This is a genomic window from Mesorhizobium sp. WSM3873 (assembly GCF_001672445.1).
In the GTDB taxonomy this organism is placed as follows: domain Bacteria; phylum Pseudomonadota; class Alphaproteobacteria; order Rhizobiales; family Rhizobiaceae; genus Mesorhizobium.
The window spans coordinates 61,940-74,084 of the sequence record NZ_LYTM01000013.1 but is presented as its reverse complement, the minus strand read 5'-3'; the positions used below and the strand labels follow the sequence as shown (position 1 = coordinate 74,084).

Annotated in this window: 14 protein-coding genes; 4 read left to right on the top strand and 10 right to left on the bottom strand. The window is 62.9% G+C overall.

All coding sequences use genetic code 11. The features are described from left to right. Positions 1-17 precede the first annotated feature (17 nt). Entirely contained in the window at positions 18-251 is a 234-nt protein-coding gene (locus A9K71_RS11925) for a BolA family transcriptional regulator (protein ID WP_023674714.1), read from the top strand. 19 nt (positions 252-270) lie between these two features. On the opposite strand, the gene A9K71_RS11920 is transcribed toward A9K71_RS11925, so the two are convergent. Together A9K71_RS11920 and A9K71_RS11915 are read right to left on the bottom strand one after the other, a co-directional pair. Beyond that, positions 271-1,470 carry a ZIP family metal transporter gene (locus tag A9K71_RS11920; protein ID WP_066995154.1) on the bottom strand — a complete coding sequence of 400 codons (1,200 nt, stop codon included), beginning with the start codon at positions 1,468-1,470 and terminating at the stop codon, positions 271-273. Beyond that, positions 1,467-2,588, bottom strand: coding sequence for a multicopper oxidase domain-containing protein (locus tag A9K71_RS11915; protein WP_066995151.1), 1,122 nt, complete (start codon positions 2,586-2,588; stop codon positions 1,467-1,469). The genes A9K71_RS11920 and A9K71_RS11915 overlap by 4 nt, the downstream gene beginning before the upstream one ends. Before the next feature lie 294 nt (positions 2,589-2,882). On the opposite strand from A9K71_RS11915, the gene grxD reads away from it, so the two are divergent. After that, a complete protein-coding gene (grxD, locus tag A9K71_RS11910; protein WP_066995148.1) occupies positions 2,883-3,218 on the top strand; it encodes a Grx4 family monothiol glutaredoxin in 336 nt (111 codons plus the stop codon). A gap of 188 nt (positions 3,219-3,406) precedes the next feature. Further along, the gene (locus A9K71_RS11905; protein WP_066995308.1) at positions 3,407-4,606 is read left to right on the top strand and encodes a multidrug effflux MFS transporter; all 1,200 of its coding nucleotides are present in this window, start codon (positions 3,407-3,409) and stop codon (positions 4,604-4,606) included. A 22-nt stretch (positions 4,607-4,628) separates the two neighbouring features. Here the strand turns inward: A9K71_RS11905 and A9K71_RS11900 are convergent, their stop codons facing one another. The 8 genes from A9K71_RS11900 to A9K71_RS11865 all read right to left on the bottom strand — a co-directional run bounded on the left by A9K71_RS11900 (position 4,629) and on the right by A9K71_RS11865 (position 10,730). Then, positions 4,629-5,039, bottom strand: a complete 411-nt coding sequence (locus A9K71_RS11900; RefSeq protein WP_066995145.1) for a hypothetical protein — start codon at positions 5,037-5,039, stop codon at positions 4,629-4,631. A 78-nt stretch (positions 5,040-5,117) separates the two neighbouring features. Next, positions 5,118-5,945: an inositol monophosphatase family protein gene (locus tag A9K71_RS11895; RefSeq protein ID WP_066995142.1), complete on the bottom strand. Its 828-nt coding sequence runs from the start codon at positions 5,943-5,945 to the stop codon at positions 5,118-5,120. After that, positions 5,935-6,831, bottom strand: a complete 897-nt coding sequence (gene ttcA, locus A9K71_RS11890; protein WP_066995139.1) for a tRNA 2-thiocytidine(32) synthetase TtcA — start codon at positions 6,829-6,831, stop codon at positions 5,935-5,937. Before ttcA ends, A9K71_RS11895 begins: the two co-directional genes overlap by 11 nt. A gap of 187 nt (positions 6,832-7,018) precedes the next feature. After that, the gene (rpsD, locus tag A9K71_RS11885) at positions 7,019-7,636 is read right to left on the bottom strand and encodes a 30S ribosomal protein S4 (protein WP_066995136.1); all 618 of its coding nucleotides are present in this window, start codon (positions 7,634-7,636) and stop codon (positions 7,019-7,021) included. Between the two features lie 411 nt (positions 7,637-8,047). Continuing rightward, positions 8,048-8,230 carry a DUF3008 family protein gene (locus A9K71_RS11880; RefSeq protein WP_066995133.1) on the bottom strand — a complete coding sequence of 61 codons (183 nt, stop codon included), beginning with the start codon at positions 8,228-8,230 and terminating at the stop codon, positions 8,048-8,050. A 59-nt stretch (positions 8,231-8,289) separates the two neighbouring features. Further along, the gene (murI, locus tag A9K71_RS11875; protein WP_066995305.1) at positions 8,290-9,090 is read right to left on the bottom strand and encodes a glutamate racemase; all 801 of its coding nucleotides are present in this window, start codon (positions 9,088-9,090) and stop codon (positions 8,290-8,292) included. Between the two features lie 106 nt (positions 9,091-9,196). Then, positions 9,197-9,811: a hypothetical protein gene (locus A9K71_RS11870; RefSeq protein ID WP_156752643.1), complete on the bottom strand. Its 615-nt coding sequence runs from the start codon at positions 9,809-9,811 to the stop codon at positions 9,197-9,199. A 79-nt stretch (positions 9,812-9,890) separates the two neighbouring features. After that, positions 9,891-10,730, bottom strand: a complete 840-nt coding sequence (locus tag A9K71_RS11865) for an RNA methyltransferase (RefSeq protein WP_066995127.1) — start codon at positions 10,728-10,730, stop codon at positions 9,891-9,893. Between the two features lie 203 nt (positions 10,731-10,933). Here A9K71_RS11865 and A9K71_RS11860 point away from each other — a divergent pair, with 203 nt between their 5' ends. Beyond that, on the top strand, positions 10,934-12,145 hold the full coding sequence (locus A9K71_RS11860; protein ID WP_066995124.1) for an NADP-dependent isocitrate dehydrogenase: 1,212 nt from the start codon (positions 10,934-10,936) through the stop codon (positions 12,143-12,145).

The following is a 12,145-nucleotide window of genomic DNA, read 5'->3' as shown; positions in this document are numbered from 1 at the left end:
AAAACAGGATTTCTGCCATGGCAATGGATGCGCACGACATCGAACGGCTGATCAAGGAAGGCATTCCGGACGCCAAGGTGACGATTCGCGATCTGGCTGGTGACGGCGACCACTACGCTGCCGAAGTGGTGGCCGAGAGCTTCCGCGGCAAAAGCCGCGTCCAGCAGCACCAGATGGTCTATGACGCGCTGAAAGGCAATATGGGCGGCGTGCTGCATGCGCTCGCCCTGCAGACCAGCGTTCCGGACTGAGTGTTGACGCCGCGGTTGTTCAGATCTTTACCAGCATCGCCGTGAGGTACATGAAGCCGACCCCGGCTGTCAGCCCGGCCATCGCAGCCGGTGCGAGCAAGGCGCGCGAGCCATCGGGGCGCTGGCGAAGCTGCAGCGAAACCATCTCGACGATCACTTGCAGGATCGCTCCGGCGCCGATCGCCAGCGCCAGCGCCGACCATTGCGGCGCATAGGCGAGGCTGCCGATCCATAGGCCGACGACGGCCGGACCTCCCGCGAGCAGCGTCAACATGGCGAAGGTCCTGAGCGGCGGTCGCTGCTTCAGGATCGGGGCGGCGATGGCGATGCCTTCGGTGATGTTGTGCAAGGTGAAGCCAAGCACCAGGAACGTGCCGAGCCCGGCTGCGCCCGAAACGAAGGCGGCGCCGATCGCCAGCCCCTCGCCGAGATTGTGCAGGCCGATGCCGAGTGCGATGAAGGTGGCAAGCGCCAGCCCGGTCGGTGTCCCGCTGCGCCGGCCTGCCGCCATGAGCAGAAGGAAACTGGCGGTGGCTGCGAGTACGATCATGGTCGACCCCTGGAACAGGGCGGCTGCTTCGCCAGCCAGTTCGAACGCGTCCTCGAGCGTGTCGACGAAAAGGAAGGCGAGCAGACCGACGGTCATCGACAGGAGAAAGTCCATGCCGTTCCGCCCGACCCCGCGTAGTGCCGGATAGAACATCAGGCCGATCGCCACGGGCAGGATGCCGACAAAGCCGCCGAGCACCGCTTGCGCGGCAAAGCTAGGTGAACTGCGCGTCGGTGTGGGTACGGCGACGGCGATATCGTGCCCGAATGTTGTCCCGGTACTGGTTACGACATTGATCGCATGCGCCTCCCCCAGCACCCAGGGGTATGGCAGGCTGATCCATGCCGTTGCGCCGCGCGGGATCGGCCCCGGCGGATCCTGCGTGAACTGCCAGTAAGCGTCGTCGACCTGGACCTGTGCGATCGTCATCGGTTCCGACCCACCGGCCCGCACGAGGATTCGAATGCCGTCGTTTCCGATAATTGTCCGCTCGAAGGTCAGGTTCTCGACCGGCGGCGCGCCGTTGCGAAAGCTGGCCAACGGGTCGGAAGAGACCATCCACGCAACCGCGAGCCCGAGCACGGCGAGCGGCAGTACTATCCAGAGCAGAGAGAGCCAGCGCGGCCGACCGGCCTGTGTATCCCGGGAGGTGCTACTGACATCGGTCACGACAAGGCCTCCACGACGTCGAACATGCCCGACCAGCCGAGTTCGGTAAACTCCGACTGGTGGGGATGGAACATGTAGAGGCCTGGCTCGTGCTCCCTGAAATGGAACTCGAGGATACCGCGCTCGGCCTGGCACTGGGTGATCAGATCGACGGTCCTGAGTGTCGGCGTCAGCGTCGTGCCCTGATTGTAGTAGTCGAAGAAATTGGCATGCAGATGGAAGGAGTTGATCGGGTCGAACTCGACCACGTTGACGAGATAGATCCGGACAGGCTTGTCCTTCAGCACCCGTATCGGCTTCTTCGCGTAGGCATGGGCGACGGTGTTGACGGCATAGACCTCGTTCTCGTTGTCGAAATTGGTGTCGAAGGCGTTCATCACCATTACGAATTCCTGCCAGCCGGCATTCTCCGGCGTGCCGAGCAGGCGCGAGCGGGCGACCGCCTCGTGCTCCGGATGCCTGGCGGGATCGGGATCGATGATGAAGGCGCCGTACATACCTTTCTGGATGTGCCGCTTCAGCGGCAGCGCATGGCAATGATAGAGGTGGCAGCCGAACGGCCTGGCGTCGAACTCGTACACGAACTCCTCGCCCGGCCCGATCAGACCGGCGCCGGGAACGCCGTCCATCCGTGCTGCATGAATGCCGTGGAAATGCATGGAATGCGGATGCGAGCCGTTGTTGCGGAAGACGATCTTCAAGCGATCGCCTTCGGTGGCCCGCAGCGTCGGCCCCGGCACGCGGCCATTGTAGGTCCAGGCGGGGAACAGGATGCCGGGCGCGATCTCGATCTCCTTGTCCTCGGCCGTGACCTCGAAGCTGCGCAGTGTCCGCCCGTCCGGCAGCGTCGACACCGTCCCGGTCTCCCAGTCGCTCAGCAGCTTCACTGGATCGAATCCGTTGCGGCTATCCTCGACCTCGCCGACGGTGATCATCGCCCCATGCGCGGACAGGTGCGCCGGCTGCGGTTCGGCCGCCCCTGGCGTTCCGTGACCGGCGTGGTCGGTCTGCCCGCGCGCCGCGGTCGCCATCACCGCCGTGCCGCCGGCCGCCAGGCCACCGGCCAGAAGCAGCCTTCGATCGAGCTTTTGTTCCAGCAGCGATTTCGTTTCGCGCATATCCGCGTTCCTCCAAGGCACTGGCAAGGATAGCGCATGCTTCAAGATTTAGCTATAGCTATAATTCTGGCGCGTGCGCAGCTGGGAAACCGGGCAGCGGCACCGGGACAAGATAATCCGGCCTGCCGGCCCGCCTGTGGGAAGAGTTCCGGCTGGCGGATTTGGCCCAATGGCGGACCAAAGCTTTGCGCCATTTCGGGTGCGTCGCGGCTAACGTCTTGTTTCAGCCAACCTATGGGTTTATTTGATGGACATGCTTCGAGCCTGACTCCCACAGGCGTGAAAGGATACCCCATGAGCGGCATCAACGACTACATCGACAGCGAAGTGAAGAGCAACGACGTCGTGCTCTTCATGAAGGGCACCCCCGGCTTCCCGCAGTGCGGGTTCTCCGGCCAGGTGGTGCAGATCCTCGACTATGTCGGGGTCGACTACAAAGGCGTGAACGTGCTGACCTCGGCCGAGCTGCGCCAGGGCATCAAGGACTATTCCAACTGGCCGACCATTCCGCAGCTCTATGTCAAGGGCGAGTTCGTCGGCGGTTGCGACATCGTGCGCGAGATGTTCCAGGCCGGCGAGCTGCAGGATTTCCTGGTCGAAAAAGGCGTCAGCGTCAAAGGCGCCGCCTGATTGAGCTCGCGCTGGCCGGCCCAGCCGGCCGCGCGGTGACATCCGGGCCCGACCTCGGCACTTTGGGTTTTCGAACTCGAGAACGAGACGAATTGATGCGCCGGTCGACCGGCGCATGTTCGTTTGATTGATCGGATTTTGCCGTGGACAATCAGGCACTAGCGCAGCAGTCGGCAAAAAGCTTGCCCATTCCGCGCTGGGAATTCATTGCGCTCTGCGCGGCGCTGATGGCGCTCAATTCGCTCGCCATCGACATCATGCTGCCGGCTCTGCAGCAGATCGGCGCCTCGCTCGGCGTCGAGAATGAAAACCACCGCCAGTATGTGATCACAGCCTACATCCTTGGCTTCGGCACCGGTCAGCTCTTCTTCGGTCCGGTTTCCGATCGTTTCGGCCGCCGTGCGCCGCTTGTCGCCGGCCTGATCATCTATGTGGCGGCGGTAGCGGCCGCTGCTGTTGCTCCGACCTTTGCCACCCTGCTCGCCTGCCGTGTCGTGCAAGGCATCGGCGCGGCGGCCACCCGCGTCATCGCTGTCTCCATCGTGCGCGACACCTTCGAGGGCCGCCGCATGGCCGAGGTCATGTCGCTGATCTTCATGGTGTTCATGGCGATACCGGTCGTCGCGCCCGGCATCGGCCAGTTCATCATGCTTTTCGCCACCTGGCACTGGATCTTCGTCACCATGGCGGTCGGCGCGCTGATCGTGTCGGCATGGTCACTGTTGCGCTTGCCGGAGACGCTGCATCCGGAATACCGGCGGCCCTTAACCGTCAACGCCGTCGTCGGCGGCTTCCGCATCGTGCTCACCAACCGCATCGCGCTTTGCTATGCCTTTGCCAGCACCTTCATCTTCGGCGCCATGTTCGGCTTCATCAATTCCGCGCAGCAGATCTATCTCGAAGTCTTCCATGTCGGCGAGCTGTTTCCGCTGATCTTCGCCGGCGTCGCGGGCGTGCTCGCCTTCTCGAACTTCCTCAACGCGCGGCTCGTCGGCAAGGTCGGCATGCGCCGCCTGTCGCAGAGCGCGCTGCTGCTCTTCCTCGCCATCAGCCTTGTCTGGCTCGTCGTCTCGCTGGAGATCGAGATGCCGCTCTGGCTGTTCATCGCCTTCTTTGCCGGCGCGATGGTTCCGTTCGGCTGTCTCGGCGCGAATTTCAACGCGCTTGCGATGGAGCCGCTCGGCGAGCTTGCCGGCACGGCGTCCTCCATCCTCGGCTTCATGCAGACCTTTCTCGGCGGCCTGCTCGGAACGCTGATAGGCCAGGCCTATAACGGCACGGTCACGCCATTGGCCGCCGGCTTCTGCAGCGTTTCCCTCGCCGCCCTGCTGATGATCCTGATCGCCGAGCGCGGAAGGCTGTTCCAGCCCCACAATCCGCCGGTGTGAGACCTCGCCTACGGCCAGGCGGTCAGGATTTTCGCTCCAGCGCAGCCGTGAAGCGGGGCGAAAGTATGCGCCCTGCGATCGCCTCGCCCATGCTCTCGGTAAAGGGTAACGGCAGGGCCTTATCGAGAGCCTCGAGGATCGAGGCAACGAAGGCTCTGTTCAATGCGTCGTTCGATCCGAGTGCGGAGAAGGTCGCGCGCGGCTTGCCAATGAGCGTTCCGTCTCGGCGGAGCGAGAACCGAAGGGTCAAGGACAGACCGGCAGTTCCGCGAGGCGGCCGCCAGCAGGCGTAAATGGCAGCCGACATTTCCGCTATGGAGTTTACGGGATCGCGACTGCCGCAGGCGCGCTCCCGTGCCGCTGCTTCGTCAGCACCCGTGATCGTCACGGCGAGGGCGAGAGCCAGAGCGACCATCGCGGACCGGATGCTCATTTACATCTCCGGATTTGCGTGAGGTTGTAGGTCGACATCTTCCAGCCGACCGGCTGGCCCCCGCTGGCGCAATCGATCCTATTCCGCCCAGAGCTCGCGCCGCAGTTCGTGCCAGCTATCCTTGTCTGGCGCCACCAACAACCCGCCGTCGACATGCGACGGCAGATAAGCATCGCCGTCGATCCGCGCCGCATAACCACCGGCCTCCTGATGGATCAGCACGCCGGCCAGATGGTCCCACGGCATCAGCTTGTTGTAGACGACGAAATGCGCATGGCCGCTCGCCAGCAGCCGGTATTCGTGCGCGGCGCAACGATAGCCAAACTGCGACAGCGCCTTTGTGTGGTTGCGGGCGAGCCGCGAGCGCTCCGGTTCCTTCAGATACTGCCACGAGATCGCGCCGGTCATCTCGGAGATCGGCACCGGCTCGGCGACCCGCACCCTGTCCAGCGCGCCATGTGCGTGGCGGATATGGCTGCCCGCCCCCCTGGCGCCGATCAGCCAGTCCTTCCCGATCGGGTCGTGGATGATGCCGGCAACCGTCTCGCCGTTGACCACGACGCCGAGCATGACGCCGAACAGCGGCACGCCGGAGGCGAAGTTGAAGGTGCCGTCGACCGGATCGATGACGAAGGCCAGCGCGGCATCGCCGAGCCCTTTGAGCAAGGCCGGATTGTCGGAGCAGGTCTCCTCGCCGACGATCATCGCTGTAGGGTAACGCTCGCGCAGCCTGGCGGTGATCAGCCTTTCGGCGTTGACGTCCGCCTCCGTAACCAGATCGGCGGCGGACGTCTTCTGGCGAATATCGCCCTCGCCCAACCGGCGAAAGCGCGGCATGATTTCGGCCCTGGCTGCGTCAGCTAGAAGCTCGGCCAGCCAGTCGATCGCTTGCATGTCAAACGTCATCGGAAATGTCTTTTCCCATGGTAAGGCGCACATCGAGCGCGGCGAAGTCGAACAGTTTTCGGTCGAGCAGATGCGAGGGTCGCACATTGGTCATCGCGCGGATCATCGTGTCCTTGCGGCCAGGCATACGCTTCTCGATATCGTCGAGCATCGCCTTCATGGCGTTGCGCTGCAGCCCTTCCTGGCTGCCGCAGAGATCGCACGGGATGATTGGGAACTTCATTGCACTGGCGAATTTCTCGAGATCCGCCTCGGCGCAATAGGCGAGCGGGCGCAGAACCATGACGTCGCCCTCGTCATTGAGAAGCTTCGGCGGCATGGCGGCGAGACGCCCGCCATGGAACAGGTTCATGAAGAAGGTTTCGAGGATGTCCTCACGGTGGTGGCCGAGCACCAGCGCGGTGCAACCCTCCTCGCGCGCGATGCGATAGAGATGGCCGCGCCTCAGCCGCGAGCAGAGCGAACAATAGGTGCTGCCCTCGGGCAGCTTGTCGGTGACCACCGAATAGGTGTCCTGGTACTCGATGCGATGCGCAATGCCGTTGGCGCCGAGGTAGTCCGGCAGGATGTGCTTCGGGAAATTCGGCTGACCTTGGTCGAGATTGCAGGCAAGCAGCTCGACCGGCAGCAGCCCGCGCCATTTGAGATCGAGCAGCAAGGCAAGCAGGCCATAAGAATCCTTGCCGCCGGAGAGCGCCACCAGCCAGCGCTCGCCGGGCTTGACCATGGCGAAGTCTTCGATCGCCTGGCGCGTGAGCCGCAGCAGCCGCTTGCGCAGCTTGTTGAACTCGACCGAGGATGGCACGTCGCGGAACAGCGGATGGAATCCGCCTTCCGGCTCGTCGGCGATCGGCTCAAGCGATTTGACGTTTGGCAGCATATTCATGGCGCAGGTGCCCACGGTTCTGTTGCCGCTTCGCTTAGAGCATTTTGCAGCCAAGTGGAATCACTAGCCGTCGCGGAATTGCGGCTAAAAAAATGACCAGGGTGGAATTGCCGCCGTGGCCGACGCGACAAACAAAGAAAAGGCCGCCTCGAGGGCGGCCTTGGATGGGTGTCGCCGATTGGTCGGATCAGCGCGAATAGAATTCGACGACCAGGTTCGGTTCCATCTGGACGGCGAACGGAACATCCGCCAGGCCGGGAACGCGGTTGTAGGTCGCGGTCATCTTGTTGTGGTCGGCCTCGATATAGTCCGGCACGTCACGCTCGGCCAAGCCTACCGATTCCAGCACGATTACGAGCTGCTTCGACTTCTCGCGCACCTCGATGACGTCGCCCGGCTTGCAGCGGTACGAACCGATATTGGTGCGCTTGCCGTTGACGTTGACGTGGCCGTGGTTGACGAACTGGCGGGCCGCGAAGATGGTCGGCACGAACTTGGCGCGATAGACGATCGCGTCGAGACGCGACTCGAGCAGGCCGATCAGGTTCTCGGAGGTGTCGCCCTTGCGGCGGTTGGCCTCCTCATAGACCTTACGGAACTGCTTTTCCGAAACATCGCCATAGTGGCCCTTGAGCTTCTGCTTGGCGCGCAACTGCAGGCCGAAGTCGGAAAGCTTGCCCTTGCGGCGCTGGCCATGCTGGCCGGGACCGTATTCGCGCTTGTTGACCGGGGACTTCGGACGGCCCCAGATATTTTCGCCGAGACGGCGGTCGATCTTGTATTTCGCGGATTCGCGCTTGCTCATCGCATTCCCTTTCAAAACGATATACCCGGAACCCCTTGGCTCCGGGTGAAGGAAACGCGCCCTCCTCTGGCCTCCGTTTTCGAGGCCTGACAGGGTTTCCCACGCAACGCGACGGAAAACCCACGGGACACGTCAGTTCGAACAAGACCGCCGACAGAGTGGCTTCCGGTGAGGTCTTGCCCATGCAAAAGAAACCACCGGACGTCGCCGCCCGGTGTTGGTGGCCCTGTTAAACAGAGATTTAACCGGTGTCAAGCTCGTGTCGGCGACGCACCGGCTCAACCATTCTGCCGTCATGACGCCGGAGCCGGCGATGGCAGGCATTGGCATGGCCGCACGCAGATCCGCCACGTCGTGGCATGCCACGGGTTTCTATCCAGGCACCAACTTGAGAGCCAGGCAGCCACAAAGTCAGGACTTCTTGCTAGGCAGTCCCTTGCGTTTGGTCTCGGCGAACTCCTCGAGTTGCTTCTCGCTCATGGACTCGTACATCTCGCGCGAAGCACCCTTAAGCTCGGTTTTCTTGGTCTCGCCGCGCTTGGCCGAAAGGGCTGCGCCGGCTGCCTTCTGTTGCGCTTGCGATTTGGCTGGCATGCGATTTCTCCCTGTGCGGTGGTGGGAAGAGAAACGCTGCGGCGCTATCGCAGTTCCAGCTAGCGCGAGGTCAGCCCAAAGCCCTGGATGAGCCTGCGCGTGGCGAAATCCACCTTACCAGAGGTGAAGAGGGCGATATCGGGCTCGGTCTCGCCCGACGGTTCGCCGATAGGCTGCAGCAGCGACATGGCGCGCCGGGCAATGGCTTCCGCCGGATCGATCCAGTCGACCGGCCAGGGAGCGGTCTTGCGCATGCGGTTGGCGAGGAACGGATAATGCGTGCAGGCGAGCACGACGATGTCGGTGCGCTGCCCGTCGTGCTCGATGAAGCAGGGCGCGATCTCGGCGCGCACGGCTTCCTCGTCGACAAAACCTTCGCGCATATAGATCTCGGCCAATGCGGCGAGCCTGTCGCTGCCGACGAGCCGGACATGGCATGTCTGCGCCCATTTGCTGATCAGGTCACGCGTGTACTGGCGCTTCACCGTGCCCGGAGTCGCCAGCACCGAAACCAGGCCGGACCGCGTGCGCTCGGCCGCCGGCTTGATCGCGGGCACCGTTCCGACAAAAAGATGACCGGGAAATTTTTCCCGCAGCGCATCGATCACCAGGGTCGAGGCGGTGTTGCAGGCGATCACTGAGATCGCCGGCTGCAGACGGTCGAGCAATTTGCCGAACAGGGCGAGTATGTGCTCCTTGAGCGCCGGCTCTTCCCATGCGCCGTAAGGAAAAGCCGCGTCGTCGGCGACATAGACGAAGCGCCGATCCGGCATCAGGACGCGCGCCTCGCGCAGCACCGTCAGTCCGCCGACACCGGAATCGAACATCAGGATCGGACGCTGGTTTGATCGATCGTTCATTGTCATCCGACTACAGGAAGAAGCTGACCCGAGATTTGGCCAATCGCGCTTCTATCCTGAACGATCATGGTCTTGAAGTGGCAGATGCCAGCAGCTTTTGCGCAACTCAGAGCCCCCGCTTGCCGAAGCCGGCGGGTCGCGCCCGGCCAAACAGCTGCGGCACCGGCGCCGGCGCCGGACGCGCGGGTTGCGCAGCAGTCCGTGGCGCAGCTGGAGCAACGCTCGCTGTCGCCCTCGCGGGGCGCGCCTCCGCCGGCAACGAGCCTTCAAAGTCGAAAGCCTCGGTCAGCTCATCGATGTTGCTGCCGGCCACAGGCTTTGCCCACAGGATCGTGCACCAGAGGCCGAATATGGCAAGGCCGAGCAGGTTCAGGCCACCGGGCGCGCTCTCAGGATTGCCGAAATCGATGACCAGAAGCGTTCCGGCCTGCAGCAATCCATAGATGCCGGAAAAGGCGATATAGGACCAGAGGATCCAGCCTGAACCATCGGCATCGCGGCTGCGGCGCCATGCGATGTTGCCGCGCAGCGCGACGAAGACGAGCGACACAACAAGCGCGGCGCCGGCCAGGCTTTGCCGCGACGGACCCGGCATCGAATTGATCAACCCCGCGAAGCCGGTCGTTGCGGCAATGCAGAGCACGATCGTTACCGCTTCCGCTATGAACAGACCTAGCGAATAGAAGAAGAAATGCAGACGGCCAATATTGGACGTAAACATCTGCTGCCCCATCGTTTCGAGAACGATGAACCAAACCGCATAATATTCGGTTACCTTGAAGGTTCGGAGCTTACGGATTTTAACTTTCTTTGTCCGTTGTTCGTTTGCGCGTAGCCGGCGCCCGCCTCGGATCATCCCCCGGTGAGCCGTCGCCGCGCGGCATTGCCGGCGAAAACCTGTCGAGCGACGAGATGATGCCGCGCAGCACCTTCAACTCGGGCTCAGCGAATCCCGCCCGCGTCAGCACCGCGCGCAGATTGTCGACCATCTTAGGCCTCTTCTCTTCCGGGCGGAAATAGCCGCGCGCCTCGAGAGCGCCTTCGAGATAGGTGAACAGGCTGTGCAGCTGTTCCTTGGTCGCCGGAACGAGCTCCGGTCCGGCGAAGTTGGTCGCGGTCTCTTCGGCAAGGCCGGATTTCATCCATTCATAGGACATCAAAAGCACGGCCTGTGCGATGTTGAGCGATGAGAAGCCAGGATCGACGGGAAAGGTGACGATCTCGTCAGCCAGACCAACCTCTTCATTGTAGAGGCCAAAACGTTCACGGCCGAACAGAATTCCGGTGCTCAGCCCCGCCTGCTCGCGGGCCCGGAGCGCCCTGCCCGCATCCACCGGACCGCGCACCGGCTTGAAGCCGTCACGCTCGCGGGCGGTGGTGGCGAAGACGAAGTTGAGGTCGGCCACTGCCGAGGCAAGGTCGTCGAACACCGTTGTCGCATCGATGACGTGGTCGGCGCGGCTGGCGGCGGCGCGCGCCTTCTCGCTCGGCCAGCCGTCGCGCGGATTGACCAGGCGCAGCTCCGAAAGGCCGAAATTCGCCATGGCGCGCGCGACCATGCCGATATTCTCGCCGAGCTGCGGCTCGACAAGGATGATCGCCGGTCCGGCGGTCTTGGCGGTGTCGTTTGCGGCTGGCATGGCTCTCCGTACATGGGGTTTGCGGCGTTTCGGCGTCCCCTGCCACATCCGGGCCTGAAAATGAAGCATTCACAAGCGCGACACCGGTCTGCGATCGGCTGATCGCGGTTTGCGCGCTCAAAAAGGCTTTGATATACGCTGCCCAACCTCGGCCGAAGCCACGGGCAAGGCCGTTCAGATCCCCAGCAACGAGGCATTTTTCCATGGCGAAGATCAAGGTGGCGAACCCGGTCGTCGAGCTCGACGGCGACGAGATGACCCGCATCATCTGGCAGTTCATCAAGGACAAGCTGATCCACCCCTATCTCGACATCAAGCTGGACTATTTCGATCTAGGGATCGAGAACCGGGACGCCACCAATGACCAGGTGACCGTCGACTCGGCCAACGCAATCAAGAAATACGGCGTCGGCGTGAAATGCGCGACGATCACGCCCGACGAGCAGCGCGTCGAGGAATTCAAGCTGAAGAAAATGTGGAAGTCGCCCAACGGCACCATCCGCAACATCCTCGGCGGCACCATTTTTCGCGAGCCGATCATCATGAAGAACGTGCCGCGCCTGGTGCCCGGCTGGACCAAGCCGATCGTCGTCGGCCGTCACGCCTTCGGCGACCAATACCGCGCCACCGACTTCCGCTTCCCGGGCAAGGGCAAGCTGACAATCAAGTTCGTCGGCGAAGACGGCAAGGTGATCGAGCATGACGTCTTCGACGCGCCCGGCGCCGGCGTCGCCATGGCCATGTACAATCTCGACGAGTCGATCCGCGAATTCGCTCGCGCCTCGCTGAACTATGGCCTGCTGCGCAACTTCCCGGTCTATCTCTCGACCAAGAATACCATTCTCAAAGCCTATGACGGCCGCTTCAAGGACATCTTCCAGGAAGTCTACGAGAAGGAATTCGAGGCCGAGTTCAAGGCGAGAAAACTCTGGTACGAGCACCGCCTGATCGACGACATGGTCGCTTCCAGCCTGAAATGGTCGGGCGGCTATGTCTGGGCCTGCAAGAATTATGACGGCGACGTGCAATCCGACACGGTGGCGCAAGGCTTCGGCTCGCTCGGCCTGATGACCTCGGTGCTGATGACGCCGGACGGCAAGACCGTGGAAGCGGAAGCCGCCCACGGCACCGTCACCCGCCACTACCGCCAGCATCAGAAGGGTGAGGAAACCTCGACCAACTCGATCGCCTCGATCTTCGCCTGGACGCGTGGCTTGGCCCACCGCGCCAAGCTCGACGGCAATGCCGAGCTCAAGCGCTTTGCCGAGACGCTGGAAAAGGTCTGCATCCAGACCGTCGAGGGCGGCTTCATGACCAAGGACCTGTCGCTGCTGATCGGCCCCGACCAGCCCTGGCTGTCGACCACCGGCTTTCTCGACAAGATCGACGAGAACCTGCAGAAGGCGATGGGGTAA